At 74.3% G+C, this 25315-nt stretch carries 28 protein-coding genes and 2 pseudogenes; 16 read left to right on the forward strand and 14 right to left on the reverse strand.

Annotated features, from left to right (window positions below; genetic code table 11):
- Nucleotides 1-31: 31 nt before the first annotated feature.
- A pseudogene (locus Sri02f_RS43015) lies at nucleotides 32-271 on the reverse strand (serine hydrolase); the annotation flags it as partial.
- A 377-nt stretch (nucleotides 272-648) separates the two neighbouring features.
- On the opposite strand from Sri02f_RS43015, the gene Sri02f_RS24925 reads away from it, so the two are divergent.
- Nucleotides 649-1131, forward strand: a complete 483-nt coding sequence (locus tag Sri02f_RS24925; RefSeq protein ID WP_109003539.1) for an SRPBCC family protein — start codon at nucleotides 649-651, stop codon at nucleotides 1129-1131.
- A gap of 119 nt (nucleotides 1132-1250) precedes the next feature.
- Here Sri02f_RS24925 and Sri02f_RS24930 read toward each other — a convergent pair whose 3' ends face one another.
- Both Sri02f_RS24930 and Sri02f_RS24935 read right to left on the reverse strand, forming a co-directional pair.
- The gene (locus tag Sri02f_RS24930; protein ID WP_109003540.1) at nucleotides 1251-1646 is read right to left on the reverse strand and encodes a DUF2267 domain-containing protein; all 396 of its coding nucleotides are present in this window, start codon (nucleotides 1644-1646) and stop codon (nucleotides 1251-1253) included.
- Nucleotides 1647-1810: 164 nt separating this feature from the next.
- Nucleotides 1811-2245: an Hsp20/alpha crystallin family protein gene (locus tag Sri02f_RS24935; RefSeq protein ID WP_109003541.1), complete on the reverse strand. Its 435-nt coding sequence runs from the start codon at nucleotides 2243-2245 to the stop codon at nucleotides 1811-1813.
- Between the two features lie 143 nt (nucleotides 2246-2388).
- Here Sri02f_RS24935 and Sri02f_RS24940 point away from each other — a divergent pair, with 143 nt between their 5' ends.
- From Sri02f_RS24940 to Sri02f_RS24965, 6 genes are all read left to right on the forward strand, one after another.
- Nucleotides 2389-3093, forward strand: coding sequence for a type III effector protein (locus Sri02f_RS24940; RefSeq protein ID WP_109003542.1), 705 nt, complete (start codon nucleotides 2389-2391; stop codon nucleotides 3091-3093).
- Nucleotides 3094-3177: 84 nt separating this feature from the next.
- Entirely contained in the window at nucleotides 3178-4038 is an 861-nt protein-coding gene (locus Sri02f_RS24945) for an oxygenase MpaB family protein (protein WP_109003543.1), read from the forward strand.
- Nucleotides 4039-4184: 146 nt separating this feature from the next.
- Complete coding sequence (gene ppk2 / locus Sri02f_RS24950; RefSeq protein WP_109003544.1) at nucleotides 4185-4991, forward strand: polyphosphate kinase 2; 807 nt, start codon at nucleotides 4185-4187, stop codon at nucleotides 4989-4991.
- A gap of 71 nt (nucleotides 4992-5062) precedes the next feature.
- Complete coding sequence (locus tag Sri02f_RS24955) at nucleotides 5063-6193, forward strand: sulfite oxidase (RefSeq protein ID WP_109003545.1); 1131 nt, start codon at nucleotides 5063-5065, stop codon at nucleotides 6191-6193.
- 198 nt (nucleotides 6194-6391) lie between these two features.
- The gene (locus Sri02f_RS24960; protein ID WP_109003636.1) at nucleotides 6392-7831 is read left to right on the forward strand and encodes an FAD-binding oxidoreductase; all 1440 of its coding nucleotides are present in this window, start codon (nucleotides 6392-6394) and stop codon (nucleotides 7829-7831) included.
- A 122-nt stretch (nucleotides 7832-7953) separates the two neighbouring features.
- Nucleotides 7954-9135, forward strand: coding sequence for a pyridoxal phosphate-dependent aminotransferase (locus Sri02f_RS24965; RefSeq protein ID WP_109003546.1), 1182 nt, complete (start codon nucleotides 7954-7956; stop codon nucleotides 9133-9135).
- Here Sri02f_RS24965 and Sri02f_RS24970 read toward each other — a convergent pair.
- Nucleotides 9132-9770: a TetR/AcrR family transcriptional regulator gene (locus Sri02f_RS24970; protein WP_109003547.1), complete on the reverse strand. Its 639-nt coding sequence runs from the start codon at nucleotides 9768-9770 to the stop codon at nucleotides 9132-9134. The genes Sri02f_RS24965 and Sri02f_RS24970 overlap by 4 nt on opposite strands.
- 173 nt (nucleotides 9771-9943) lie before the next feature.
- On the opposite strand from Sri02f_RS24970, the gene Sri02f_RS24975 reads away from it, so the two are divergent.
- Together Sri02f_RS24975 and Sri02f_RS24980 are read left to right on the forward strand one after the other, a co-directional pair.
- Nucleotides 9944-10876, forward strand: a complete 933-nt coding sequence (locus tag Sri02f_RS24975) for an NAD(P)-dependent oxidoreductase (protein ID WP_109003548.1) — start codon at nucleotides 9944-9946, stop codon at nucleotides 10874-10876.
- 43 nt (nucleotides 10877-10919) lie between these two features.
- The gene (locus tag Sri02f_RS24980) at nucleotides 10920-11414 is read left to right on the forward strand and encodes a MarR family winged helix-turn-helix transcriptional regulator (protein WP_109003549.1); all 495 of its coding nucleotides are present in this window, start codon (nucleotides 10920-10922) and stop codon (nucleotides 11412-11414) included.
- Nucleotides 11415-11466: 52 nt separating this feature from the next.
- On the opposite strand, the gene Sri02f_RS24985 is transcribed toward Sri02f_RS24980, so the two are convergent.
- A complete protein-coding gene (locus Sri02f_RS24985; RefSeq protein ID WP_109003550.1) occupies nucleotides 11467-12681 on the reverse strand; it encodes a GNAT family N-acetyltransferase in 1215 nt (404 codons plus the stop codon).
- A gap of 570 nt (nucleotides 12682-13251) precedes the next feature.
- On the opposite strand from Sri02f_RS24985, the gene Sri02f_RS24995 reads away from it, so the two are divergent.
- Nucleotides 13252-14163 (forward strand): SGNH/GDSL hydrolase family protein, encoded by a 912-nt coding sequence (locus tag Sri02f_RS24995; protein WP_109003551.1) that lies wholly within the window; start codon nucleotides 13252-13254, stop codon nucleotides 14161-14163.
- A gap of 63 nt (nucleotides 14164-14226) precedes the next feature.
- Here the strand turns inward: Sri02f_RS24995 and Sri02f_RS25000 are convergent, their stop codons facing one another.
- On the reverse strand, nucleotides 14227-14544 hold the full coding sequence (locus tag Sri02f_RS25000) for a hypothetical protein (protein WP_109003552.1): 318 nt from the start codon (nucleotides 14542-14544) through the stop codon (nucleotides 14227-14229).
- Nucleotides 14545-14678: 134 nt separating this feature from the next.
- Between Sri02f_RS25000 and Sri02f_RS25005 the strand changes: the two genes are divergently transcribed.
- Nucleotides 14679-15014: a hypothetical protein gene (locus tag Sri02f_RS25005; RefSeq protein WP_109003637.1), complete on the forward strand. Its 336-nt coding sequence runs from the start codon at nucleotides 14679-14681 to the stop codon at nucleotides 15012-15014.
- Nucleotides 15015-15182: 168 nt separating this feature from the next.
- Entirely contained in the window at nucleotides 15183-15596 is a 414-nt protein-coding gene (locus Sri02f_RS25010) for an ATP-binding protein (RefSeq protein ID WP_109003553.1), read from the forward strand.
- 27 nt (nucleotides 15597-15623) lie between these two features.
- Here Sri02f_RS25010 and Sri02f_RS25015 read toward each other — a convergent pair whose 3' ends face one another.
- The 5 genes and pseudogenes from Sri02f_RS25015 to Sri02f_RS42085 form a co-directional block, all read right to left on the reverse strand.
- On the reverse strand, nucleotides 15624-16823 hold the full coding sequence (locus Sri02f_RS25015; RefSeq protein WP_109003638.1) for an SGNH/GDSL hydrolase family protein: 1200 nt from the start codon (nucleotides 16821-16823) through the stop codon (nucleotides 15624-15626).
- Nucleotides 16820-17086 (reverse strand): hypothetical protein, encoded by a 267-nt coding sequence (locus Sri02f_RS41795; protein WP_167467608.1) that lies wholly within the window; start codon nucleotides 17084-17086, stop codon nucleotides 16820-16822. The genes Sri02f_RS25015 and Sri02f_RS41795 overlap by 4 nt, the downstream gene beginning before the upstream one ends.
- A 58-nt stretch (nucleotides 17087-17144) precedes the next feature.
- A pseudogene (locus Sri02f_RS25020) lies at nucleotides 17145-17566 on the reverse strand (alpha-galactosidase D); the annotation flags it as partial.
- Between the two features lie 190 nt (nucleotides 17567-17756).
- Entirely contained in the window at nucleotides 17757-17900 is a 144-nt protein-coding gene (locus tag Sri02f_RS41800) for a hypothetical protein (RefSeq protein WP_167467611.1), read from the reverse strand.
- 120 nt (nucleotides 17901-18020) lie between these two features.
- Nucleotides 18021-18572 carry a hypothetical protein gene (locus Sri02f_RS42085; RefSeq protein ID WP_174855701.1) on the reverse strand — a complete coding sequence of 184 codons (552 nt, stop codon included), beginning with the start codon at nucleotides 18570-18572 and terminating at the stop codon, nucleotides 18021-18023.
- A gap of 316 nt (nucleotides 18573-18888) precedes the next feature.
- On the opposite strand from Sri02f_RS42085, the gene Sri02f_RS25030 reads away from it, so the two are divergent.
- From Sri02f_RS25030 to Sri02f_RS25040, 3 genes are all read left to right on the forward strand, one after another.
- A complete protein-coding gene (locus tag Sri02f_RS25030; protein ID WP_109003639.1) occupies nucleotides 18889-20520 on the forward strand; it encodes a phytoene desaturase family protein in 1632 nt (543 codons plus the stop codon).
- A gap of 34 nt (nucleotides 20521-20554) precedes the next feature.
- Complete coding sequence (locus Sri02f_RS25035; RefSeq protein WP_109003554.1) at nucleotides 20555-21451, forward strand: SDR family oxidoreductase; 897 nt, start codon at nucleotides 20555-20557, stop codon at nucleotides 21449-21451.
- A gap of 102 nt (nucleotides 21452-21553) precedes the next feature.
- Entirely contained in the window at nucleotides 21554-22225 is a 672-nt protein-coding gene (locus Sri02f_RS25040; protein WP_109003555.1) for a LysE family translocator, read from the forward strand.
- A gap of 32 nt (nucleotides 22226-22257) precedes the next feature.
- On the opposite strand, the gene Sri02f_RS25045 is transcribed toward Sri02f_RS25040, so the two are convergent.
- From Sri02f_RS25045 to Sri02f_RS25055, 3 genes are all read right to left on the reverse strand, one after another.
- Nucleotides 22258-22437 (reverse strand): hypothetical protein, encoded by a 180-nt coding sequence (locus Sri02f_RS25045; protein ID WP_069770309.1) that lies wholly within the window; start codon nucleotides 22435-22437, stop codon nucleotides 22258-22260.
- Between the two features lie 228 nt (nucleotides 22438-22665).
- Nucleotides 22666-23370, reverse strand: a complete 705-nt coding sequence (locus Sri02f_RS25050) for an alpha/beta fold hydrolase (protein ID WP_245970782.1) — start codon at nucleotides 23368-23370, stop codon at nucleotides 22666-22668.
- Nucleotides 23371-23517: 147 nt separating this feature from the next.
- Nucleotides 23518-23964, reverse strand: coding sequence for an ANTAR domain-containing protein (locus tag Sri02f_RS25055; RefSeq protein ID WP_245970783.1), 447 nt, complete (start codon nucleotides 23962-23964; stop codon nucleotides 23518-23520).
- A 249-nt stretch (nucleotides 23965-24213) separates the two neighbouring features.
- On the opposite strand from Sri02f_RS25055, the gene Sri02f_RS25060 reads away from it, so the two are divergent.
- Nucleotides 24214-25173, forward strand: coding sequence for an AraC family transcriptional regulator (locus tag Sri02f_RS25060; RefSeq protein WP_109003556.1), 960 nt, complete (start codon nucleotides 24214-24216; stop codon nucleotides 25171-25173).
- Nucleotides 25174-25315 lie beyond the last annotated feature (142 nt).

The following is a 25315-nucleotide window of genomic DNA, read 5'->3' on the forward strand; positions in this document are numbered from 1 at the left end:
CGTTGCTCGCGATCAGCCCGGGCAGATAGCGGGCCACGGGCGCGTCGAGATCGACGCGGTGCTCGGCGGCCAGCTGGAGGACGACCGTCGCGGTGAACGTCTTGGTGACGCTGCCGGCGCGGAGCCGGTCCCGGGCGTTCATGGGGCGGCCGGTGCCGAGATCGGCCGTTCCGGTCGCGTCGCTCCAGCGGCCGCAGACCGGATCGGTGACGTCGACGGCTGCCCCGGCGAGGCCGTCGTCCTCGGTCAGCGTGCGCGGTGTCCGATGCAGGGCGGTGTGCGAGCCGCAGCCCGGTAAGGCCGGTCCCGAGGCTGACGGGCGCGGGGCGGGGCCGTGCCGAGGCCGGGGCGACCGCCGCCGCCAGCGCCAGCGCGGCGGCCAGGGTGGCCGTCGCCGTCACCGTCGCCGTACGCCGATGATGCAGAAGTCCCATGCGGTGTGACGCCAGGGGACCCGGGTCCGCGACTCACTCCTGCCAGCTCCCCACTGTGAGTGGTGCCAGCACCACCGCGCGTCGTCCGGGTGCCATCCCCGGCCCGGGGGGACCGGTCCGCCGCGTCCCGGTCCGCCGTGTCCCGGTTGGTCTTCGCCGGGCCGGGAACTTGGCAGTGGACCGAGCCCGAGTCCCGGTGTCCTGGAGGTGTGATGTGGCGGTACGGCATCGACTGATCAAGGTGAGTCCGCGGACCGTGTGGACCGTCCTCTCGGACGGCAGTCGCTATGCGGACTGGGTGGTGGGGACGTCGTCCTCCGAGCCGGTGCGGGGACAGTGGCCGCAGGTCGGCGCGGCGATCGGCTACGAGGTGCGCCTCGGCCCGCTCCGGCTGACCAACGAGACGGTCGTCCGGCACTGCGAGGAGGGCTCCGAACTGGAGCTGGAGGCGCACGCGGGCGTGCTGGGCACGGCGCGGATCGCCATCGAGCTGCGCCCCTGGGGCGAACACTGTCTGGTGATCGTCGACGAGCACCCGTTGCAGGGCGCCGGCGGGCGGCTCCACAACGCGGGCGCCGAGGCCGTGATCCAGCTGCGGCACCGCGCGATGCTGGCCCGGCTCGCCCGGGTCTGCGAGGAGCAGGACCGTTTCGCGCGGTCGGAACGCTTCCGGCAGCGCAGGGAGGCCGCCCGCTGACGTCGCCCGACGTGACCTGGCCGCCCGCCGGTTCATCGCAAGGGGGCAGGGGCCAGAAGGTCAGGGAGCAGGCGCCGCCCTCGCCGCATCACTCCTCGTGCCACCGCCTCCCTCGCGCGTCAGGCCGCCTGGACGAGCTCGGCGCGGCCGAACAGCAGGGCGTATCCGGAGGGGAGCCGGGCGAGGATCCGGCCGAGGAGCTCCTCGCCGGCGAGCTGGGCCACGACGCGCAGGACGGTGCCCGCGTCCCAGCGGGTGGTCGCGGCCGTGCCGCCGGTGCGGGACGCGAGGTCCTTGACGAAGCCCCACCCGGTGAGGCTCTCCGTGGCGGGGATCTCGGCGGTGAAGACGCGGGCGGCCTGCTGCGGCAGGCGCGCCGCGAGTTCCACGCGCTCGTCGCCGGTGATCTGGCGTCCGAGGGCGGCCAGTACGGCGTGCACGGACTCCTCGGCCCGGGCGCGGGTCGGGTACGCGCCCTCGTACCGCACTCTTTCCAGCATCTGCTCGAACGTCATGCCGACAGCGGACGGGCGTTCCTGCAGCGAAAACATCGGTGACGCGGTCGCCTTTCTCGTCTCGGTGCGCGCGTCGGCGGCCGGGGCTCGCCCGCCGACCGCCGACGTCGCTCGTGGTGAGGGGTGAGGGGTGAGGGTGGGAGCTGCGCTGCTGCGGGATCCGCTCAGCCGCTGATCTCCTTGTGCGCGGAGCCGCCGCCGATGGCGACCTTGCGGGGCTTGGCGCGCTCGGCGATCGGGATGCGCAGGGTGAGCACACCGGCGTCGTAGTCCGCCTTGATGCGCTCGGTGTCCAGGGTGTCGGCGAGCACGACCTGCCGGGAGAAGACGCCCAGGGGCCGCTCGGAGAGCTCCATCTGCACGTCGTCCGCCTTGGTGACGGGCCGCCGCTCGGCCTTGACGGTCAGCATGTTCCGCTCGACGTCGACGTCGATCGCGTCCGGCGAGACGCCGGGCAGGTCGAGGGCGATGACGTACTCCTCGCCCTCGCGGTAGGCGTCCATCGGCATCGCCGACGGCCGCGACCAGGTGCCGGGCGTGTGCAGGAGCTGCTGGGTGAGTCGGTCGAGCTCACGGAACGGGTCGGTGCGCATCAACATCGGGAGACACCTCCAGTGTTTCGGGTCAGGCACGTAACTGCCAATGCGGTTCACCTGCCATCGTTGTAACATGTCATCGAAGTGATGACAAGTCGAATGTCATCGACACGACGACGACACGACGACAGTGCGCTGGAGGCCCCATGACCACCGACGATCAGCCCGTCGCCCGCGCCCGCGATCTCACCCCGACGTCCTTCCTGGCGGCCGCGGCGCTCCACACGATCCACGAGGCCCTGAGCACCGCCCGGACGTCGGCGGAGGGCGAACAGCCGGGCACGCAGCCGCGGGACGCCGCCCGGACCGGCTCGGAGCAGGCGCTCGCCGCGCTGCTGATGCTGCGCGAGGTGCGCGACCAGCTCGCCGCATGGGAACCGGGGCTGATCGAGGAGGCGCGGGAGGCGGGGGCCAGCTGGGCGGACCTCGCCCAGCCGCTCGGCGTCTCCAGCCGGCAGGCCGCCGAACGCCGCTACCTGCGCGTACGCCCCGGAAACCCCGGATCCACCAGCGAACAACGGGTGCAGGCCACCCGTGACCGCCGTGCCGCCGACCGCACCGTCACCGCCTGGGCCCGCGCCAACGCGGCGGACCTGCGCCGGCTGGCCGGCCAGATCACCGCGCTCCCCGACCTCCCCGCCGCCGCCCGGACCCCGCTGGGCGAGCTCAGCACGGCCCTCGCCGACGACGACGCCGCGGCCCTGGTCGGTCCCCTGACGGGCGCGCGGACGTATCTCGCGTCCGGCCACCCCGACCTCGCGGCCCGCGTCGACGACGTCGCCCGCCACACCGAGGCGCTCCGCCGCGACAGCGGCGACCAGCGGCGAGGTTCCCGGCGGCCGGGCTCCTGAACTCGCCTCCGGGCCGCCGGATCCCGGCGGGCATCGAGGACACTGGACAGCGGAGGCCCGACAGCAGGAGAGGGGAGGCCGACCGTGCTGACCACCGTCCGTGACCAGCTGGGACAGGCCCTGTTCCAGCGTGTCGCCGGGCCCGACGGGCCGGCGAACCGCGCCCGCATCCACGACACCCCGGGCCCGCGCTGGTTCGGACCGGACCGCCCCGTCCGTGTCGTCCACGGCGACGCCTCGATGTTCATCGGCGGCCTGAGCGCGCTGCTGCTGCAGTCCCTGCATCCGCTGGCCATGGCGGCGGTCGCGGGGCACTCCGGTTTCCGGGGCGACCCGTGGGGGCGGCTCCAGCGCACCAGCACCTTCCTGGCCGTGACGACGTACGGCACGGCCGAGGACGCCCAACGCGCGGTCGACCACGTCCGCGCCATCCACCACCGGATCCGCGGGACGACGGCCGAGGGCGTGCCGTACCACGCGGCCGATCCCCGTCTGCTCGGCTGGGTGCACGCCGCCGAGACGGACAGCTTTCTGCGCGCCCACGAGCGCTTCGGAGCCGCTCCGCTGGACGCCGCCGGCTACGACGCCTATGTCGGCGACACCGCGAGGGTCGCCGAGGCGCTGGGAGTGAGCGATCCGCCGCGCGACCGCCGCGAGCTGGCCGAGCGCCTGACGGCCTACCGGCCCGAACTCCGCGCCACCCCCGAGGCGCGGTCCGCCGCCCGTTTCCTGCTGCTCCGGCCCCCTGTGCCGCTTGCCGTGCGGCCCTTCTACGGCGGGCTGGCCGCGAACGCCGTCGCCCTGCTTCCGCCCTGGGCCCGCGGCATGCTGTGGCTGCCCCGGGTGCCGGTCGTCGAAGGCCTCGCCGTGCGCCCCACCGGGCAGGTCCTGACCCGGGCCATCCGCTGGGTCATGACCCCGCCGACCCACACCCGCCGCACGTGAGCGCAAGGGCGGGGACCGGTCCCGCTGCGCGTCGGGGTGCGCGGCTCGTCGGCGCTCAGTACGGTGGCGTCCTGGTGTTCGAGCCCGGACCGGGGCGCGGACTCCGCGAGTGGGCGGCGTAAGGGTCATCGGGCGGTGGAGGCGGCATGGCCGGCAAGAAGGCGGCGACTCTGCCGCGCAAGAGCTACGAGCAGGAACTGCTGCGGTTGCAGACGGAGTTGGTGCAGCTGCAGGAGTGGGTGCGGGCGTCGGGCACCCGGTTGGTGATCGTGTTCGAGGGGCGGGACGCGGCCGGCAAGGGCGGCACCATCAAGCGCGTCGCCGAGCACCTCAACCCTCGTGTGGCACGGATCGCGGCGCTGCCGAAGCCGACCGAGCGCGAGCGCACCCAGTGGTATTTCCAGCGGTACGTCGAGCACCTGCCGGCGGCCGGGGAGATCGTGCTGTTCGACCGGTCCTGGTACAACCGCGCCGGCGTCGAGCACGTGATGGGCTTCTGCACCAAGGAGGAGCACCAGCGCTTCCTGCGTCAGTGCCCGATCTTCGAACGCATGCTGGTCGAGGACGGGGTGCTGCTGCGCAAGTACTGGTTCTCGGTGAGCGACACCGAGCAGCAGGACCGCTTCCGGCGCAGGCTGGAGGACCCGCTGCGGCGCTGGAAGCTCTCGCCGATGGACCTGGAGTCGATCACCCACTGGGAGGCGTACTCCCGGGCCAAGGACGAGATGATGGTGCACACCGACATCTCCGAGGCGCCCTGGCACGTCGTCGAGAGCGACGACAAGCGCCGGGCGCGGCTGAACATGATCGCGCATCTGCTGTCGTCCGTGCCGTACCGCGAGGTGCCGCCGCCCGTGCTGGAACTCCCGGAGCGTCCGGCGTCGACCGGCTACGAGCGCCCGCCCCGGGATCTGCAGACCTACGTCCCCGACCACGCGGCGACCCTCCTCTGAGGCGCGGGCCGCCGCGGACCGCCGTCGGCCGGCCCGGTGCAGGGTGTCGCGGTGAGGAGGAGAATCGGCGCATGAGGCGTCGACTCGCCGACGTGAGCGGGCCCGCCCGGCTGGCCGCGGCGGGCGAAGGCCTCGGGCCGGACGAGCTGGCGCTCGCCGCGCGCAATCACGCTCTGCCGCTGGAGGCCCTGCGCTACGACGTCACACCGCCCGGCCTGCACTATGTGCTGACGCACTACGACATCCCCGCCGTGCCGGGCGACGACGCCTGGCGGCTGACGGTGAGCGGCCGGGTACGCCGCACGCTCCGCTTCTCCCCCGGGCGACTGCGCGCCCTTCCCGCGGTCGTGGTCCGTACGACGATGGAGTGCGCGGGCAACGGCAGGGCCCTGCTGTCGCCGCGGCCGGTGAGTCAGCCGTGGCTGGTCGAGGCGGTCGGCACCGCGGACTGGACGGGGGTTCCGCTGCGTCTGCTCCTCGACGACGCCGGGGTCGGGCCCGACGCCGTCGACGTCGTGTTCACGGGAGCGGACCACGGCGTGGAGCGCGGTGTCGAGCAGGACTACCGGCGCGCCCTGCCGCTCGACGTGGCCCTGGGCGACGATCCGGAGATCCTGGTGGCCTACGCGATGAACGGCGCGCCGCTGCCGCCGCAGCACGGCAGCCCGCTGCGCCTGGTCGTGCCCGGCTGGTACGGCATGGCGCAGGTCAAGTGGCTGCGGGACGTCGAGGTGGTCGACTCCCCCTTCACCGGCTTCCAGCAGTCCGTCGCGTACCGGATCAGGCAGACGCCCGAGGAGGCGGGCGAGCCCGTCACCCTGATCGCTCCCCGGGCGCTGCTGATTCCGCCGGGCTTCCCCGACTTCATGTCCCGCACCCGGGTGGTGGCGGCGGGACCGGTGCTGCTGGCGGGCCGGGCCTGGTCGGGGCGCGCCCCGGTGACGTCGGTCGACGTCAGCACGGACGACGGGCTGACCTGGGACCCGGCCGGACTCGAACCGGATCACGGCCGGCGCTGGGCCTGGCGTCGGTGGACCTTCGCGTGGTCCGCGGCCCCCGGTGCGCATGTGCTGAGCGTCCGCGCCCGTGACGGGGCGGGGAACACCCAGCCGCTGGAACAGCCCTGGAACCGGGGCGGGTTCGCCAACAACGTCGTCCAGCGGGTGCCGGTGCTGTGTCTCGACCCCGCCGACGCCCCCTGACCGGCCGCACCGCCGGACCGCTCACCGACATGCGGGTGCCGCAGGCCGGACGGACACTGAAACTGGCGGCGAAGGCCCCGGCCTCGGCCGTCGGCAACAGTCCGAGGTGCGCATGGATGCCCGCGCCGCTCGCCGAGACCCTCCCGGACATCGCGCGTTCGTCCGTGCGCGACCACCATCGTCACAGGGGTGTTCGACATGGGCGGCGACAACGGAGCGGCGCTGGAAGATCTGCGTGAGGCACTGCGAGGGCCGGTCCTCGCACCCGGGGACGCGGGGTACGACGAGGCTCGCGCCGTCTACAACGCCATGATCGACCGGCGTCCGGCCGCCGTGGCCCGGTGCGTCGACGCCGGGGACGTGCGGGCCACGCTGTCCTTCGCGCGGGACACCGGCACGGAGCTCGCGGTGCGCGGCGGCGGACACAGCGGGCCGGGCCTGTGCCTGGTCGACGACGGGATCATGCTGGACCTGTCGCCGATGCGCTGGGTGCGCGTCGACCCGGCGACCAGGACCGCGCAGGTGGGAGGCGGCAGCCAGCTGGGGGACCTCGACCATGCCGCACACGCGTTCGGTCTGGCCGTGCCGGCCGGCATCATGTCGACCACCGGGGTCGGCGGTCTGACGCTGGGCGGCGGCCACGGCCATCTGACCCGCAGGCACGGACTGACCATCGACAGCCTGCTGTCGGCCGACGTCGTCCTCGCCGACGGCACGTTCGTCACCGCCTCCGAGAAGGAGCACCCCGATCTCTTCTGGGCGCTGCGCGGCGGCGGCGGCAACTTCGGCGTGGTCACGTCGTTCACGTTCCAGCTGCACCCCGTGGACGCGGTGGGCGTCGCGGTGACGCTGTGGCCGGTCGACCGCACCGCGGAGGTGCTGCGCTGGTACCGGGAGTTCCTGCCCGCCGCGCCCGAGGAACTCAGCGGCTTCTTCGCGGTGCTGGCGGTGCCTCCCGGGCCGCCGTTCCCGGAGCCGATCCACGGGCACAGGATGTGCGCCGTCGTGTGGTGCTACACCGGCGACCTGGCGGCCGGACGGCTGGAGGAGGTCCTCGGCGTGGTGAACGATCCGGCGCCCCCGGCCTTCCACTTCACCGCGCCGATGCCCTACCCGGCGCTCCAGAGCATGTTCGACGCGCTGCTCCCCGCGGGACTGCAGTGGTACTGGCGCGGGGACTTCTTCGACGCGGTCTCCGACGGGGCGATCGAGGTGCACGGACGGTACGGCGAGGGGCTTCCCACCGACCTGTCGACGATGCACATGTACCCGGTCGACGGGGCGGCGCACCGGGTCGGGCGTGACGACACGGCCTGGGCCTACCGGGACGCCGTGTGGTCCTGCGTGATCGCGGGGATCGACCCCGACCCGGCCAACGCCGACCTGATCCGGCAGTGGTGCGTCGACTACTGGGCCGACCTGCACGGGCACTCCATGGGCGGTTCCTACGTCAACTTCCTGGGCGCGCAGGAGACCCCGGAGCGGGTCCGGACCACCTATCGCGGACACTACGACCGGCTGGCGGAGGTCAAACGCGCCTACGACCCGGAGAACTTCTTCCACGCCAACCAGAACATCCCGCCCGCCCCGGAGGGCGACGGCCCGGAAGGAGACGGCGGGCCGGCCCGGGGCTGGTGACGAGCCGGGCCCGGTGACGACGGCTGGGCCCCACGGTCGATAATCGGCTGAGCCACAGGCCCGAGCCGAAGGAGAGCCGTGCGAGACCTGACGCAGCAGGGAACACAGCCGGAGGCCGCGGCATGAGCACCCCACGGATCTCACGACGTGCCCGGGGCGTCGCTCCGTTCTACGCCATGGAGTTCGGCAAGCAGGCCGCCGCGCTGGAGGCGCAGGGCCGTCATGTCGTCAAACTCAGCCTCGGCGAACCCGACTTCGGCGCGCCGCCCGCCGTTCTGAGCGCGATGCGCGAGGCCATGGACGGGCGGCCGATGGCCTACACCGAGGCCCTCGGGCTGCCCGCGCTGCGCAGGGCGATCGCCCGGTTCTACATGGAGCGGCACGAGGTCGAGGTCGACCCGGCCCGGATCGTGGTGACGGCGGGGGCCTCGGCCGCGCTGGTGCTGACCGCCGCCGCGCTGGTCGATCCCGGCGACGAGGTGCTCATCGCCGACCCGTCGTATCCCTGCAACCGGCAGATCGCGGAGAGCTTCGGCGCGCGCGTCACCCTGGTGCCCGCCACGGCCGAGAGCCGGTTCCAGCTGGACGCCGCTTCGGTGCGGGCGAGTTGGACGGAGGACACGCGCGGTGTCATGGTCGCCACCCCGTCCAACCCCACGGGCACCTCGGTTCCGGCCGGTGAACTCGCGGCGATCTGCGACGTCGCCCGGGAGCGCGACGGGTGGCGCATCGTCGACGAGATCTACCTGGAGCTCGCCGACCACGACACCCGGGGCCGGCCCCCGCGCAGCGCCCTGTCGTTCGACCCGGACGCCGTCGTCGTCAACAGCTTCTCGAAGTACTTCGGCATGACGGGCTGGCGGCTGGGCTGGTGCGTCGTCCCCGAGGGGCTCGTGCCCGCGATGGAGCGCCTGGCGCAGAACTACTTCCTCTGCGCGTCCGCGCCCGCCCAGCAGGCCGCTCTGGCCTGCTTCTCGGCGGAGTCCCTCGCGGTGTGCGAGGCCCGCCGCGCCGAGTTCGCGCAGCGCCGGGCGCTCGTCCTCGACGGCCTGGCCCGGATCGGTCTGCCGGTGCCCGTCCCGCCCGACGGCGCCTTCTACGTCTACTTCGACGTCAGCGGCACCGGGCTCACCTCGTGGCAGTTCTGCGAACGAGCCCTGCAGGAGGCGCACGTCGCCCTGACTCCGGGCCGGGACTTCGGCGTGCACTCCGCGCAGACGCACGTCCGTCTGTCGTACGCGGCGTCGGCCGACGAACTGCGCGAGGGGATCGCCCGGCTGGGGAAGTTCGTGGCCGCGCTCTAGGCCGGCCGGTCGGGCTCGGCCCCCCGGGTGCGGGCCTGCCCGGGGCGCTCGACCACCGCCGCGTCGAGGAGCGGGCCCAGTTCGTGGGCCACCGTCGTCAGGGCGCGGACGTCGCGCTCGGCGCGGGCGATCAGGATCGCCCCCTCCAGAGCGCTGATCATGAGCGTGGCCAGCGCGCCGGCCCGCTCCTCGGGCACCCCCAGGTCCGTCAGCGCGCGGGCCACCGGCGCGGTCCAGGCGGCGAAGGCGGCGGCCGTCGCCTCCCGCGTGGAGACGGTGGACTGCGCGCAGTCCACCGTGGCGGCGGCCACCGGGCAGCCGCCCGCGAAGCCGGCGGCCTCGTACTCGTCGGTCCACTGCCGCACCATCTCGGCGAACAGCGCGGCCGGCGTCGGCTCGGACAGTGCGGCCAGGAAGCGGGCGACGCGGTCGCCCGCGTACCGGCCCGCCCAGCCCACCGCCTCGTTGACCAGCTGTTCCTTGCCGCCGGGAAAGTAGTGCTGCAGCGATCCGCGCGGCGCGCCCGCGTGGGCGGCGACCTCGCGCATGCCGGTGGCGGCGACCCCCTCGCGCCGGATCAGCTGGGCGGCGCTGAACACCATCCGCTCGCGCGGTCCCCGCTCGGACACCGCCATCGTCGACCTCCACCGGCCGTCGCGGGACTGCTTCGGACCCGGTCCACTCTATGACGGCGGTCATAGAGTGGACTACTATGACCGCGGTCATAGTCCGTTCCGGTCGACGACCGCGACGGCTGGGCCGTCCGGCATGGGCCGGAAAAGCGCGTGAGACGGGAAGGACGGTGCTCGTGCACGTCGGATTCATCGGACTCGGGGTCATGGGACAGCCCATGGCCGGCAACCTCGCCCGTGCCGGAACGCCGCTCGTCGTGGGGAACCGCACCCCCGGCCGGTGCGAGCCGCTGCGCGCCCTGGGAGCCGAGGTCGCGGCGAGCCCCGCCGAGGTCTTCGACCGGGCCGGGACCGTGATCCTGATGCTGGCGGACGAGACGGCGATCGACGACGTGCTCGGGCGCGGCGCCCCCGCCTTCGCCTCCCGCGTCGCCGGGCACACCGTCGTCCACATGGGCACCACGTCCGCCGAGTACTCGGCCGGTCTGCAGACGGACGTCCGGGCGGCGGGCGGGCGCTACGTCGAGGCCCCGGTCTCCGGGTCCCGCGTCCCGGCCGAGCGGGGTGAACTGGTCGGGATGCTCTCGGGCGACGACGACGCCGTGGCGGCCGTACGGCCCCTGCTCGCCCCCCTGTGCCGGGATACCTTCGACTGCGGTTCGGTGCCGGGCGCGCTGCTGATGAAGTTCTCGGTGAACCTGTTCCTGATCACCCTGGTGACCGGGCTGGCCGAGGCGTTCCATTTCGCGGAGCGGCACGGGCTGGACCGGCGGCTGCTGCGCGACGTGCTGGACGCGGGCCAGATGGCCAGCGCCGTCTCCCGGGTCAAGGGGCCCAAGCTGCTGGAGCGCGACTTCAGCGTGCAGGCGGCCGCCGCGGACGTCCTGAAGAACAACCGGCTCATCGCGGAGGCCGCCCGCGGGGCGGGCCTGGCCTCCCCGCTCCTCGACGTCTGCCACGCCCTGTACGGCGAGACGGTCGCCCTGGGACACGGCGGCGAGGACATGGCGGCCGTCCTGCGCGCCCTGGAAGCCCGGTCCGAGGCCGCACACCCGCCCGGCCCGACCGCGAGGCCCTCCCCGCCGTCCCCCCACGTCAGCCGGGCATGATCGGTACGGTGATACCCGGGACGGCGAGAGGGGCGGCGAGACCGTGAGCGAGCAGGCGGAGATCGGAACGGCGAAGGAGGCCGCCGACCACGAGCTGATTCTGGCCTTCGGACGTCTGCAGGGGGCGGCCAACCGGCTGGAGTACATCCTGGGGCGGGCCCTGGAAGAGGAGTGCGGGATCAGCCATCTGATGTTCGAGGTGCTGTTGATCCTCGGCCGGGCGGGCGCGCCGGGCCTTTCGATGCGGGCCATCGCCCAGGAGCAGGTCCTGACCACGGGCGGCGCCACCCGGCTCGTGGACCGCATGTCGGCGGCCGGGCTCGTGACCCGCGCGGACTCCCCCGACGACCGGCGCGCGAAGCTGGTGCGGCTCACCCCGCTGGGCGAGGAGACGACCGTCCGCGCCGCTCAGGTGCACCTGCGGAACATCGAACGGTATTTCGTCGCACCGCTGCCCGGCGAGGACCTCGAACGCTTCACGCAGAATCTTCGCCTCCTCAGCCACTCCGCCCGGGACGTCCTGCCCCGCCTCCCCTGACCCGCGCCGCGGCGTCGGCGCAGGCCTGCCGCCGGACGGGCGCGCGCCGCCGTCAGAACCAGTGCAGGCAGTGCGGGGAGCGGTCGGAGCGGAAGAGGGCGTCGGCGAGGGCGGCCGCGTCCGGGCGGTGGGCCTGCACGCGCCCGGCGCGCACGAGCGTGCTCGGGGCGGTGCCCCCGAGGTAGACGGAGCCCAGATCGCTCACGTCCAGGGAAAGGTCGGGTTCCCGGTCCGTCTGGACGCAGTCGGCCTTGCCGTCCCGGACGGTCAGCAGGTAGCGGCCGCGCTCGTCGAGGAACGGGTCGTCGACGTCGAGGACCAGCTCGCCGTCCGTGAACCAGCCGCGTGCGGTCAGCGCCCGCGGGACGTCCAGCAGCCGCACCCAGAGCCAGTCGGTGTCGCCGCTCACCTCCGCGGCGCGGAAGTCCGCGAACTGCCAGCGCAGCGGATGCCCGGGCGGGAAGTGCTTGATCACGACCTCGTCGACCAGGTCGTGTCCGAGGACGAACCGGACCAGGTCCGTGAAGACCGCGTCGTCGGCGGCGACGGTCTCGTCCACGGTGAGGGTCGCGGACTCGCCGACCGCGTACGAGGCGTACCCGTCGGGAACGCCGTCGGCGTCACGGTGGACCGCGACGTAGCGCGGCGCCGCGGAGACGGGGGGCTGCCCCGCGCCCACGGCCCACCAGCGGTGCGGCCGGGACAGCGCGCCGGGCTGGGCGCGCCGGTACCGGTCGTAGACCTCTTCCAGGATCTCGCCGCACTCGGCCCGCCTCAGCAGCTCGACGGCGCCGGTGTCCGCGCCGGCCGCCGCGTGCCGGGGCAGGGCGAGCGCGCCCCGGTGGCGCGGGACCGTCAGCCGCTGGGTGTAGGTCGCCGGCCCGTAGCCGAACCTGCGGTAGATCAGGGCCTCGGTGGCCAGCAGCACGGAGAGGAACTCCCCCCGCGCCCGCAGCTCGGCGAGCTGATGCCGCATCATGGCGCTGAGCACGCCACGGCGCCGGTGCGTGGGCAGGACGCCGACGGCGGTCACTCCGGCGCAGGGGGCGACGGTCTCGCCGGGCAGGGTGAGCTCGAAGGAACACGCGGCGGCGGTGCCGACGGGCCGCCCGTCCTCGGTGCGGGCGAGCAGCCCGCGGTCCATCTCCCATGCCGACCACCACGCCCCGCCGCCGCCGGCCGGGGTTTCCGGGAAGCGCCCGAACGCGGCATGGAGCGTGTCGACGAAGACGCCGAGGTCCTGGTCGGTCGTGGAACGGATCTCCATGGCTGGCGCTGCCTCCCCGGGACACGGGCGCCACGACGCGTGCGCCCCGCACAGTGCAGCGTCGCTCCTCGGCCGGGTCAAGCGGATTACGGCCGGGGGCGCCCCGGGGGTGTGCATTCCGGTCGGGCGGACGGGCGTCCACGTCGTGCGGGTCTTTGTGGGAGAACGCCTCACGGACGACGGCGGGCGCCGTGCCGCCGGCCGGCCCGGCCACGCGCGCCATGGGCAGCAGGACGACGCCCGGGCCGCAGCCCACGTCCAGGAGCCGGCCCCGGCCGTCCGGACCGAGTGCGGCGGCCGGCGCCTCGGTGAAGCCCGGAGCGTACGGAAGCCGGCCGCGCTCGTAGTAGGGCGCGCTTCCGGCGAACAGGGGCTTGTCCCACTGCCATCCCTCGGGCATACCGGTTCCCTTTCCCCTTCCACGGGGCGAATTCCACGGGGCGAACAGGTTCGCTCCGGAGTCTGGCACCGGCGACCGACCGGGCGGTATACAAGCCCAGTCGAACCGTCACGACCGCCGTACGGGACGGTGTCGCCGGCGGGCCACGGGCTGCGAGGGGAAGAGACTCGATGCAACGCGAAACAGGCACGGGAAGACCGGCCGGTCGGCGCCGACGAGGCGTCACCCTTCTTTCGGCGCTGGGGGGTTGTGCTCTCGTGGCCGCCTCCGCGACGCCGGCAGCGGCCCACGGAACGGGCGGCACGGTCCGTTACGCGGCGCTCGGCGACTCCTACACCTCCGGGCCCTTCATCCCCCGCCAGGTGGACGTCGGTTGCGCCCGGTCCGACCACAACTACCCGTCCCTCATGGCCGCGCGGCTGCGCGCCACCACCTTCAAGGACGTCAGCTGCGGCGGGGCGACCACCGAGAACATGTGGAAGCCGCAGGGGGCCAACGGGCCCCAGCTGGACGCGGTGAACCACGACAGCGACCTCGTGACCGTCCAGATCGGCGGCAACGACATCGGCTTCGGATCCATCATCGCCACCTGTGCGCAGGTGGCCGCGCAGGACCCGGCCGGCGATCCGTGCCGGCGCCACTACGGCGCCTCGGGGTTCGACGAGCTCACCGCGACGATCGCCAAGACCGCGCCCAAGATCGCACGGGTGCTGCGGGCCGTGCACGAGCGAGCTCCGCGGGCCCGGGTCCTCCTGGTCGGATACCCCGACCTCCTGCCCGACGACGGCAGCGGCTGCGCGCCCTCGGTGCCGTTCGCGGCGGGCGACTTCCCCTACCTGAGGGACACCGGCAAGCGCCTCAACCTGATGCTCCGTCTGGTGGCCCGCTGGAACCGTGCGGAGTACGTCGACACCTACGGTCCGACCGTCGGCCACGACATGTGCACGCCCCCCGAGGTCCGGTGGATCGAGCCGCTGCAGCCCGCGTCGCCCGCCGCCCCCGCCCACCCCAACGCCAAGGGCGAGGAGGCGATGGCGGGCGCGGTGTGGCAGCGCCTGACGCACGGGCGGGGCGGCCGCTGACCCCGGGCCGCGGCCCGGGGACGTGCGGCCCGCGGCTCGCGGCCGGCCGCTCACGGGAGCGGCTCACACCTCCGAGTCGATGCCGGTGACCACCGCCGGCCCCAGCGGCGCCTCGCTGTCGTCGAGACCCGCGGCCTGCAGGGCGGAGTCCGCGAGCCTGCGGGCGTCCTCCTCCGCATGGGGAACGCTGTCCGCCTCGACGGCGAGCCGGATGGTGAACGTGTCGTCCTCGTTCACGGTGAGAGGGTCGAGGTCCTGCGCGTCGCCCATCCGCGTGTGGTGCGGATCGGCGGGGCGCAGGGCCTGACTCAGCCGCGTGCGCGCCTCGTCGTCGATCCCGGCCGTGAACGTGCCGGGCACGGTGATCACGTAGGTCGTCATGACGTTCCCTTCGTCGATCTCTGCTCCCTCCCGCCTACCCCGCCCCGCGCCCGGCTCGCCCCCGAACCGGACGGAGGCTCTGATGCTCCTCAAGTCGCTTGGCTGGCACGGGACTCGGGGCCACGATGATCTACATGACAGGAATCACGGGATTCAACAAGAAGCACGACTTCGTTCTGGTCGTCCGGGACTCGGACGTGGTCGAGGCGGCGTTGCGCGACGCGCTGGCCGCGGCCTCCCCCGAGGAGCGCCCGGGTCTGGAGCGCGCCGTCGCACTGGTCGGGGCCACCGCGGCGGCCACCGAGGCCCGGCTGCGCGCCGACTGGGTCCGCTCCCGGCTGGCCGCCGTCGGTTTCACGGGCGACGTCTCCTCGGTCGCGGCGGTGAGGGCGCTGCGCCAGGCGGAGAAGCAGCTGAGCCTGCTGGCGGCGGTGAAGCTGCAGAAGGACGCCGTGGCCCATCCGGAGTGACCGCACCCCTCTCCACCATGCCCGGGAAGACGGCGAGCGGACACCTCGGCCGGGGGGCGGGCGGGAGGTGTGCTTCCGGTCTGCGGGTGGACCGCCGCGGGCGCGGCGTCACCTCGGCGTCCCGGGGTAGACGGAGGGCCGGTGGACGGTTACTCGGAGGGATCACCCATGGATCGATCAGCGTTGCGGGCAGTCGGATGGGCCCGCTCTCTGCCCCTGGAGTCCACGGTGAAGGCGGCCCGCGACTGGGCCCGCCACCACCTCGACACGCTGGGCTGGGCCACCACCGCACCGGAGACGGTCGACGCCGTGCTGCTGACCGTCTCCGAACTGGTGACCAACGCCCACCGACACGCGCACAGCGACGCACAGCTCGTGATGACCTGGGACAGCCGCTGTCTGCACATCGCGGTCCACGACTCGTCGGCCGAGCTGCCCGCTCCCCGGAGCCCCAGCATCGACCGGACCGGAGGGCGGGGCATGTTCCTCGTCGACGCGCTGGCCGACAGCTGGGAGGCGCACCCGTGCCCCCACGGCAAGACCATCACGGCCTGCTTCAGCCCGCAGCCGGCCGGTTCCTGACCCGGCCGCCGGCGCGAGGGGCGGCCGTCAGGCGCAGTCGAGCGCCGTGAGGTCCACCGCGTCGGCCATCGCCCGCATGCCCTCGTCGTCGGGATGCAGGTGGTCGCCGCCGTCGAAGAACGGCAGGATCCGCTCGGGGTCGTGGGGGCTGCGCAGGGTGCGGTCGAAGTCGGCGACGGCGTCGAACTCACCGCCGTCGCGGATGAACGCGTTGACGTCCCGGCGTACGGCTTCGGCGGCCGGGTCCCACTCGGGCCAGCCCTTGAAGGGGGCGACGGTCGCGCCGACGACGCACTTGCCCGCCGCGTGGACGCGGCGCACGATCTCCCGGTACCCGGCGATCAGCTCCTGGGCGGTCACCCCCATGTGGGCCTTGATGTCGTTGACGCCCTCGAAAAGGACGACCGTGCGCACGCCCGGCAGGGAGAGCACGTCCCGCTGGAGGCGGTTCAGCGCGCTCTGGCCGGCGGCGTCCGTCAGGACCCTGTTCCCGGAGACGCCCTCGTCGGCCACGCCCTGGATCGCGGTACCGGCGCGCCGCAGCCGGCGGGCGAGGTAGTCGGGCCAGCGGCGGTCCAGGCCGGAGGTGGACTGCCAGCCGTCCGTGATCGAGTCGCCGAGCGCGACCACCGCCCCCGTCGACGCGTTCGTGCGGACCATGACGGCGTCGAGGTAGAACCACGCGCCGGTCGTCCGGCTCCAGTGTGCGGCGCCCTCCTCGGCGGTGTGGTCGCCCTGAGTGGTGTACGACGTCTGCATGGCCAGGCCGTGGCCGGTCGCCGGTCCGGCCGCGTCCGGCGAGTGCAGGCTGACCACCAGATCGGCGCCGGCGGGCAGCGGGGCCGCCAGGACGTCGCTCAGCGCCGTTCGGCCGGCAGGAATCGTCACGGAGTCCGCGCCGCCGAACCCGAGCCGCCGGTTGCTGCCGGGCGCGAGTGCCGCGCCCTCCTGCCGGATGCCCGCGTAGACGCTGTCGAAGGTCACCGGACGGTCGCCGAAGGCGTTGGTCAACCGGATCCGCAGTCCGGCCCCTCCGGCGCTGGTGCGCACGACGAGACGGTAGCCGCGGTCGGCGACGCCCTCGCCCAGGCGGCCCGCCGAAGCGCCCCAGGTGACGACGTCCGGCCGGGGCGACGTGGCGCGGGCGTCGGCCGGTACGGCCAGGAGCGTCGCGAGGGCGAACAGGACGGCCTGGATCGCGCGCAGCGGGGCGTGCCCGGCCGTCATCGGGCGGAGCCCGTCAGGGTGACGGCCCGCCCCGGCCGCAGGCCGACCGTCAGGGTCTGCTGCGCGTACATCACGGTCGTGGTCCGGCCGCCGACGCTGCGCAACCGCCGACGCGGGTTGTCCTCGTAGGGGAACTGACCGTCGGCGTCCACCGTGTCGTCGGGGGCGGAGGCGGTGAAGGGGTGCGGGCCGGTGAGGGCCGCCGCGGGGAGGCCCGAGGTGAGGAGGGCGCGTCTGGCGGGGTCCGTCGGGCGGGGGTCCATGGCGGCTCCGGAGGTCGGGGGCCCGGATGCGGAACCGGCCCCCCGGGTGTCGTCCGGAGGACTTCGGTAGGTCGATCCGGTCGATGTCCGGTGCGTGGCCCGCACCGCTGTCGGCGGTGATCGTGTCGGCGCCTGCCTTGAGCGTCACCGGCACGTGGACGTCGGCGACGGTTCCCCCGGTCGCCGGTGGCGGGGAACGTGGGGCGGGTGGCGCCGCCGCCGTCGGCGGACACCTCGGCCGTGCGGGCGTCGCCGCTGGTGTAGGACCCTGGTCTGGTAGACGCCGGGTTCGTCGACGACTACGTCGGTGAAGGTGAGCTTGCCGCCCAGGTACAGGTTGCCTGCCTCGTGCTCGCCGGAGCAAGCCGAGCAGTCGGCGACGGCCGCGATTTCGCCGAGGACGCCGGCCGGCGCCTCGGCCTCGCAGCCGGTCCACTGCAGCGCGCCGCCGTGCGGGGCGACGGTGAAGAGACGTCGGCCTTCAAGAGCCTTCGGCGTCACGGGCATTGGCATGACATCGAAGGCAGGGTGTGACTCGCCGAGCCGGACGACAGCTCACTGGGCCGACCGGCCGCAGCCCACCGCTCACAGCCGACCGCCCACCGTCGGGAGGACGGTGGGCGGGTTGGCCGTGATGCCGGTCGTGCTGTCGCGAGGGTCGGTCACTCGGTCAGCGTCGGGTGCGCAGCCGTGCCAGCAGCCCGCGTGCCTGGGCACGACGGCGCGGGTCGGCCGCGGTACGGCGCACCTGCTCGATCGTGCGCCGCCCCTGGGGGCTCCTGCTGAAGTCCTTGATGCGCTGGATGACGCTCATCGTTCTCCTCCCCTGGTCCGTCTGCGCGGTCCGTCTGTGGTGTCCGTCTGTGGTGTACGGCTGGGGTTCCGCCGGTGCGACGACCGCTTCTGGGCGTCCGGCTACCCCGGAACGGGCCGATCAGGCCGCTCGCGCCGAGCGTCGCCGCAGCCCGGTCGGCGCGACGGGCGCGGACGCCTGGCGAGCGGACGCGGCCGGGGTGCGCGTGGGCAGGACCCGGTAGGTCGTCTTGGACGGGTCCGTGACCGGCTCGCCGAGTGTGATCCGGCCGGCCGCGTACAACTCGTCGCACTCGGCGGCCGGCAGCGCCACATAGCAGCCCCCGCGCCCGCCCTCGGCGTCCAGCGGCCGCCAGTACCCGTACACCCGGCGTCCATTGGCGTGCTCGGTGACGAACACGGGCGTACGCGGATCGGAGACGACGCGCAGCACGTCGCTCCCCGCACGGCCCGCCGAGACGGCGGGGCGCGGTGCGGCGGCGGGGCGCGGTGCGGCGGCGGGGCGCGGTGCGGCGGCGCGCCGGGTGGGACCCGGCGCCTCCCGGGGGCGGGGCACGCCGGCCACGACCGCGACGACGGGGCCCGGCGTGACGGGCGCCGTCCACTCCGCACGCATCGGGCGGCGCGCGGAACGTACGTCGAGGACCTGCAGCTGGTCGGCGGTGAGCGGCATCGTCGGTGACCTTTCCTGGGCGGGGACATGAGACCGCCTACCCGGCTGAGCCGGAGTTGATCTCACCTGGGGCATCCTTCATCACTGCACTGACAACGCGACCTCCCGCGACCTCCCCACGGGGATCCCTCCTGCCCCGGAGGGCGCCCCGCACACCGCGACAGGGTTCAACACCTGCCGATAGGGGCACTCGGCGCACCTCGTCCGCGGCGAGCGCAGGAGGCACGCGTGGCTGTTCCGCATCGACTGGTCCGGCATCGACCGGCCGGAGCGTCCCCGGGTGACGCGGCGCTCCCGCACGACCGGGGAGGCGGCGATGCCTGACGCGGTGGTGATCGGCGCCGGACCGAACGGACTGGTCGCGGCGAACCTCCTGGCGGACGCCGGCTGGAGTGTGGAGGTCGTCGAAGAGCAGCCCGAGCCCGGTGGCGCGGTGCGGCACGACCGGGAGGTCGACCCCGCGTTCGTCAACGACCTGTTCAGCTCGTTCTACCCGCTGGCCGTCTCCTCCCCGGTGCTGGCCGGGCTGCGGCTGCACGAGCACGGCCTGCGCTGGAGCCACGCGCCCAGCGTGCTGGCCCACCCCCTCGCCGACGGCCGCTGCGCGCTCCTCGACCGCAGGATCGCCGTCACCGCGGAGTCCCTGGACGCCTTCCAGCCCGGTGACGGGGACGCCTGGCGTCGGCTGCACGAGGTCTGGGAGCGGGTGGGCCCGGACATCCTCGACGCCCTGTTCACGCCGTTCCCGCCGCTGCGGGCCACGGCCCGGCTCGCGGCCCGGCTGCGCGGCGCGGGCGGACTGCGCATGGCCCGCACGCTCGTCCTGCCGGTGCGCCGGCTGGGCGAGGAGGAGTTCGCGGGCGAAGGCGGCCGGCTGTTGCTGGCCGGCAACGCGCTGCACGCCGACCTCGCCCCGGAGGCCGCGGGCAGCGGCGGATTCGGCTGGCTGATGTCGATGCTCGGACAGAGCTACGGCTTTCCCGCGCCCACCGGCGGCTCCGGCGCCCTGACGGACGCCCTGGTCCGGCGGCTGCGCTCACGCGGCGGTGTGCTGCGCTGCGGGCAGCGGGTGGAGCGGATCGTGGTCCGCGACGGGCGGGCGGTCGGGGTGCGCACCGCGGACGGCGACCCGGTCGCCGCACGGCGCGCCGTGCTGGCCGACGTGTCGGTCCCGGCGCTGTACGGATCGCTCCTGGAGCCGGAACACCTGCCGGCCCAGGTGTCGGCCGACCTGAAGCGGTTCCAGTGGGACTTCGCGACCTTCAAGGTCGACTGGGCGCTTGACGGGCCCGTGCCCTGGCAGGCGGAGGCGGCCCGGCGGGCCGGGACCGTGCACCTGGCGGACGGAGTCGACGAGCTCACCCGCTTCGCCGCCCAGATCGCCATGCACCAGGTCCCGGACCGTCCGTTCGCGCTGTTCGGCCAGATGACGACGACCGACCCCGTGCGCTCCCCCGCCGGCACCGAGGCCGCCTGGGCCTACACCCACGTCCCGCAGGAGATCACGGGCGACGCCGGCGACGAAGGACTGACGGGCGTCTGGGACGCGAAGGAGCGGGAGCTGATGGCCGACCGCGTCGAACGCCAGGTGGAGCGGTTCGCCCCCGGTTTCCGGTCCCTGATCCGGGCCCGGCGCGTCCTGGCCCCGCCCACGCTGCAGGCCCTCGACGCCAACCTGCACGGCGGCGCGATCAACGGCGGTACGACCGCCCTCCACCAGCAGCTCTTCTTCCGCCCGCTGGCCGGCAGCGGGCGCCCGGAGACGGCCGTGCGCGGGCTGTTCCTGGCCTCCGCAGGCGCCCACCCCGGGGGCGGCGTGCACGGGGCGCCGGGGGCGAACGCGGCGCGCGCGGCGCTGCGCCGCCATGTCCCGCCCGGCCGGACGTACGTGCAGCGGGTCCTGGCCCGCCGCGACCGCACCGGTGCGAAGCGGCCGTCCACCGGCTGAACGGCTTCACCGCCGTCGAGGAAGGGAGCAGCCCGTGCACGAGAGTCCCCTGCGAGACCGCACCGTCGTGATCACGGGAGCCGCCCGAGGACTGGGGGCGGCGCAGGCGCGGGAGTTCGCCCGGCGCGGTGCGCGGCCGGCGCTGATCGGTCACGAAGGGGAGGCGTTGCGGGAGTTGGCCGCGTCGCTGCCCGGCCCCGCGCTGGCCCTGGAGGCCGACGTCACCGACGCCGACGCCCTCCAGCGGGCGGCGGCGGCCGTGCGGGCGCGGCTGGGGCCGCCCTCCGTGGTCGTCGCCAACGCGGGCATCGCCGAGGGCGGACCCTTCGCCGAGGCGGACATGGCGTCCTGGCGGCGGGTCATCGACGTCAACGTGGTGGGCAGCGCCCTGACGGCGCGCACGTTCCTGCCGGACCTGGTGGAGACGGCCGGGTACTACCTGCAGATCGCCTCCCTGGCCTCGATGGGCGCCGCTCCCCTGATGAGCGCGTACTGCGCCTCGAAGGCCGGTGTGGAGGCCTTCGCGCACTCCCTGCGGGCCGAGGTCGCCCAGCACGGCGTGGCCGTCGGCGTCGCCTACCTGAACTGGGCCGACACGGACATGATCCGGGACGCCGACCGTCATGCGGTGCTGCGCGAGCTGCGCGCCCATATGCCGGCGCCCGCCCGGCGCGTGTATCCGCCCGAGTTCGTCGCGCGGCGGCTCGCCACGGCCGTCGAACGCCGGCGCACCGCCGTCTACGTGCCCGCCTGGCTGCGCCTGGTGCAGGGGACGCGTGCCGCGCTGCCGCCCCTGGTCCTGCGCGTGTCCCGGCGCGAGCTGCCCCGGCTGGAGGCGGCCGAGCCGTTCCGGCCCACCGGGCTGCTCGGCGCGGGCGGACGAGCCGACGGCACGGCGAGTCACCCGGACGAGGGGCCGAGCGGGCGGTGAGGCTCCGGACACGGAGACCGGACCGCAGACATGACTCGGCGCCGGGACGGAACCGGCAGACAGACAGTGGGCCCGTGAGGGCGCACAGGACGGAGTGGGCCGGTGTCGGTCGATCTGACGGGTTTCCTCGGCGTGGCGCTGCTCGCCTACCTCGTGCCCGGCCCCGACTTCCTGGTGATCGTCAGGGCGGCGGCGCGGCGCGCCACCCTGGGCCGGGCGGCCGCGCTGGGCGCGCAGACAGGGCTGTGCGTGCACATGTGCGCCGCGGCCCTGGGACTGTCGGCGCTCGCCGCGGGGTCGGCGCTCGCCTTCACCGCCGTCAGACTGGCGGGAGCGGCCTACCTCGCGTATCTGGGCGTGCGGGTGCTCCTCGACGGCCGGCGCGGGGGCGGCGGCCACGACGCGTCGGCCGCGGCGGCGGAGGACGCCCACGAGCCCGGCCGGGACGCCGACGCGCCGGCGGACGCCGCCCCGGGCAGTCGCCGCGACAGCTTCGTCCAGGGGTTCATGACGAACGTCCTCAACCCCAAGGCGGCGCTGTTCTTCCTCAGCGTCCTGCCGCAGTTCACCCGGCACGGCGGCTCGCCCGCCGAGGAGGTCTTCCTGCTCGGCGGTCTCGACATCGCCGTCGGCGTCGTCTACTGGCTGCTGCTCGTGCGGGTCGCCGCGCGGCTGCGGTCGCTGCTGTCACGGCCTGCCTGGCGGCTTCGCTGGGAACGCACCACGGGATGGCTGTTCATCGCCGTCGGCGTGGGCGTCGCCGCCGCGGAGTGAGCGGCACGGGGCGCCCGGTCGCGGCCTCGGCCTCAGGAGAAGAACGACCGCTGCGCGGGCAGCCCGCCCTGGGCGAAGGAGGACGGCGCGCTCATGACGCGGTCCAGGTCGCGCTTGATGCGTTCGGCCTCGCCGCGCACATCGGCGGGCACGTCGCCGCGTTCGGTGACGAGACGGTGGTAGATGGGGGTGTCGTCGAAGGCGGAAATCACCGGAGAGGCTCTGCTTTCGTGGGCGGTCGGGCGGGCCGACGCGGCAGGACGGACAGGGGACACGGCCGACGATCCGAGGGGGCGAACCGGCGCTTGCGGGACGTCGCCTGACGGCTCGGCACGACAGCCTCGGGCGACGACATCATCGTATTGTCCCCGATGGAGCGGTGAGCGCCGACACCGAGGGGCCCGCGAACGGCCTTGCGGCGCGGCCGGGCGCGGTCCGGCTCACCATCGCAACGGGTCCTCCGCCGCACAGGCTTCACCGGCGAGCCCGGTCAACCCCGGCTCGGGTCCGAGCAGTTGGGCGACGACCGAAGCGATGGCACGATGCCAGTCGCCGCCGCGGCGCAGCATCGCGTGGTCGCCGCCGCGCACGAGGACGAGGCCGGCTCGCGCGCCCGCCCGCCGGGCCCGGCGCACGTAGCGGGCGGACTCCCCGGGGTCGGTCACCCGGTCCCGGTCGCCGTGCAGGAGGACGAGGTTCGTCCCGGCGAGACGGTCGACGGGCTCGCCGGGCGGACACCACGGCGCCAGGGCCAGCACCGCGTGCACCGAGGGGTCGGCGGCCGCCCGCAGCGCCGCCCGGGCCCCCATGGAGTGCCCCACCAGGATCACCGGCAGCTCGCCCGTCGACGCGCGCAGCTCGTCGAGGGCGCGTGCGGTGTCGACCACCGGGTCGGCCGTCGCGTTCCATCCCTGGAAGCGGTAGCGGACCTCGCCGAGCAGCACGTCCCGGCGGTCCGTCGCGGCGAGAGCCGCACGCAGGACGGGACGCATCCGCAGGGCTGCCGGATGCCAGGGCCGGGACCGCGCACGGCCCTGTTCGCGGCCGCCGTGCAGGACCAGGACGGCGGCCCCCGCCGGCGCAGCCGGCCGGCGCCGCACCACCAAGGCGGTCCCGGCCGCGGTGACGGCCTCTCCTTCGCCCACTGCTCCCCCGCTCTCCTCGCCCGCTGTCCGCCCCGGCCCGGGTCCGGTCCGTCGGACGACGGTATCGGCCGAGGCGTCGAGGATGTCAAAGACGGGCCGTCCCCGCACGACCGCGCCTCAGCAGGGCGGGTCGCCGCGGACGCGGGCTCACGCCTCCTGGGGGGCGGGCGGCTGGACGGCGGATTCCGGGCCGCGACCGCTCTCGGCGCCACGGTCGAGGGCGCCACGGTCGAGGTCGGCGCCACGGTCGAGGTCGGCGCCGGGGCCGCGCGCGCCGTGACGGGCCCGGTGGCGGGTCCGCAGCACCGCGGCGCGCATCGCGGGGCGGATCTCGTCGGGCAGACGGCCGCTCACCACCCAGCGCATGACGTGCTGGGCGACTTCGCGCAGCTTGATGTTGGTGTGCTGGGAGACCTGCCTGAGCACCTCCCAGCTGTTCTCCGGGCTCAGCCGGCACACCGCCGCCACCACGCCCATCGCCTGGTCGATCTCGGCACGCGAGGCCAGCGCCTGGCGCAGCTGTTCCACCTCTTGTTCGAGGGCGGCGACCTTCTGTACGAGTTCGTCGTTGTCCGACATGCGGTTGTCCGACATGCGAGGTCGCTTCTCCTCCTCACGCCCCCGGGAAAGCCGGTACGCGGCAGCGCACGGCGCAGTCCTGCTCCACTCTGCGCGCCCGGGTCGCACGCCGCGATCCCGGAAACGAAAAGAACCGGGGTCGGCCGGCCGCACAACGAAAGAAGATCCGGTCGCCTACGGACTGCGCGGGCTTCGTGGAGGAAATGTGGGGCAGACGTAGCGTGAATCGCCGTACACCGATCCAGGACGAGGAGATCCGGGGGCATGCACACGCTGACCTTCGACAGCGACGACCTGGACCGGACCGAGGACTTCCTCAGCCGTGCCTACGCGAAGATGCGGATCGGCAGCAGCACCCCCGAGACGAGCCGAGCGCGGATCAGTCGCAGCGGACTGGGCCCGATCACCGTCGACGAGCTCGACCTCGACTTCGACATGAGCTACGCCGTCACCCCGCTGAACCGGATCTGCCTCTGCGTGGTCCACGAGGGCACCATCCAGGACCACGTCTACCAAGGCGTCGAGGACTCCTTCGGCCCCGGGGACGTGGTGTCCTTCGCACCCCCGACCCTGTCCTACGCCGGCCGGGTATGCAGCGCCCGCTACAACATCACCATGCTGGACCCCGCCCTGCTCGACCAGGTGGCCGCCACCGCGGCCCCCACCGCGACCGACCCGGTGCGGCTGACCGGACACCGGCCGCACTCGCAGGCCGCGGCCGAGCAGCTGCGGCAGGCGATCACCTACGTCCGCGACCACGTGCTGACCGAGCCCGCCATGACGGACCAGCCGCTGGTGGTGTCGACCGCCGCCCAGCACCTGGCCGCGACGGTGCTGAGCACGTTCCCCAACACGGCGCTGACGGACCCCACGCCGGCCGACCGCCGCGACGCGCATCCGGACGCGCTGCGCCGGGCGCTGGCCTACATCGACGACCACGCCGACCAGCCGATCACCGTCGCCGACATCGCGGGGGCGGCGCATGTCACCGTCCGCGCGCTCCAGTACGCCTTCCGCCGGCACCTGGACAGCACGCCGCTCGCCCATCTCCGCCTCGTGCGGCTCTCCCACGCCCACCGGGAGCTGCAGGCCGCCGACCCGCACGCCGGGACGACGGTCACCGAGGTCGCGGCCCGCTGGGGCTTCTTCCACCCCGGCCGCTTCGCCGCGCTCTACCGCGAGGTCTACCTGCGCACCCCACGCCAGACCCTCCTCGACGGCTGAGACGACCGAGACGGCTCCGACGGCCCGGGCGGCTCGGGCGGTTGAGACGACCGAGCCGGCTGGGACGACCGACCCGCGCACCCCACGCGCGCCGGTCACGCCCCGTGGGACAGGGCTCGCGTCACCGGCCGGCGTATGACGA

Source organism: Streptomyces rishiriensis (assembly GCF_003112535.1).
Taxonomy (GTDB): domain Bacteria; phylum Actinomycetota; class Actinomycetes; order Streptomycetales; family Streptomycetaceae; genus Streptomyces; species Streptomyces rishiriensis.

What these genes read in the sequence shown, in the direction of transcription:
- Sri02f_RS24970 (WP_109003547.1), bottom strand. Translation starts at nt 9,770, where the DNA reads ATGGCGGTGTCCGAGCGGGGACCGCGCGAGCGGATGGTGTTCAGCGCC.
- Sri02f_RS25015 (WP_109003638.1), bottom strand. Translation starts at nt 16,823, where the DNA reads ATGACGGCCGGGCACGCCCCGCTGCGCGCGATCCAGGCCGTCCTGTTC.
- ppk2 (WP_109003544.1), top strand. Translation starts at nt 4,185, where the DNA reads ATGGCCGGCAAGAAGGCGGCGACTCTGCCGCGCAAGAGCTACGAGCAG.
- Sri02f_RS41800 (WP_167467611.1), bottom strand. Translation starts at nt 17,900, where the DNA reads ATGAGCGTCATCCAGCGCATCAAGGACTTCAGCAGGAGCCCCCAGGGG.
- Sri02f_RS24960 (WP_109003636.1), top strand. Translation starts at nt 6,392, where the DNA reads ATGGGCGGCGACAACGGAGCGGCGCTGGAAGATCTGCGTGAGGCACTG.
- Sri02f_RS24985 (WP_109003550.1), bottom strand. Translation starts at nt 12,681, where the DNA reads ATGGAGATCCGTTCCACGACCGACCAGGACCTCGGCGTCTTCGTCGAC.
- Sri02f_RS42085 (WP_174855701.1), bottom strand. Translation starts at nt 18,572, where the DNA reads ATGCCGCTCACCGCCGACCAGCTGCAGGTCCTCGACGTACGTTCCGCG.
- Sri02f_RS25055 (WP_245970783.1), bottom strand. Translation starts at nt 23,964, where the DNA reads ATGTCGGACAACCGCATGTCGGACAACGACGAACTCGTACAGAAGGTC.
- Sri02f_RS25030 (WP_109003639.1), top strand. Translation starts at nt 18,889, where the DNA reads ATGCCTGACGCGGTGGTGATCGGCGCCGGACCGAACGGACTGGTCGCG.
- Sri02f_RS41795 (WP_167467608.1), bottom strand. Translation starts at nt 17,086, where the DNA reads ATGGACCCCCGCCCGACGGACCCCGCCAGACGCGCCCTCCTCACCTCG.
- Sri02f_RS24935 (WP_109003541.1), bottom strand. Translation starts at nt 2,245, where the DNA reads ATGTTGATGCGCACCGACCCGTTCCGTGAGCTCGACCGACTCACCCAG.
- Sri02f_RS24930 (WP_109003540.1), bottom strand. Translation starts at nt 1,646, where the DNA reads ATGACGTTCGAGCAGATGCTGGAAAGAGTGCGGTACGAGGGCGCGTAC.
- Sri02f_RS25000 (WP_109003552.1), bottom strand. Translation starts at nt 14,544, where the DNA reads ATGACGACCTACGTGATCACCGTGCCCGGCACGTTCACGGCCGGGATC.
- Sri02f_RS24995 (WP_109003551.1), top strand. Translation starts at nt 13,252, where the DNA reads ATGCAACGCGAAACAGGCACGGGAAGACCGGCCGGTCGGCGCCGACGA.
- Sri02f_RS24965 (WP_109003546.1), top strand. Translation starts at nt 7,954, where the DNA reads ATGAGCACCCCACGGATCTCACGACGTGCCCGGGGCGTCGCTCCGTTC.
- Sri02f_RS25010 (WP_109003553.1), top strand. Translation starts at nt 15,183, where the DNA reads ATGGATCGATCAGCGTTGCGGGCAGTCGGATGGGCCCGCTCTCTGCCC.
- Sri02f_RS25060 (WP_109003556.1), top strand. Translation starts at nt 24,214, where the DNA reads ATGCACACGCTGACCTTCGACAGCGACGACCTGGACCGGACCGAGGAC.
- Sri02f_RS24955 (WP_109003545.1), top strand. Translation starts at nt 5,063, where the DNA reads ATGAGGCGTCGACTCGCCGACGTGAGCGGGCCCGCCCGGCTGGCCGCG.
- Sri02f_RS25005 (WP_109003637.1), top strand. Translation starts at nt 14,679, where the DNA reads ATGACAGGAATCACGGGATTCAACAAGAAGCACGACTTCGTTCTGGTC.
- Sri02f_RS24940 (WP_109003542.1), top strand. Translation starts at nt 2,389, where the DNA reads ATGACCACCGACGATCAGCCCGTCGCCCGCGCCCGCGATCTCACCCCG.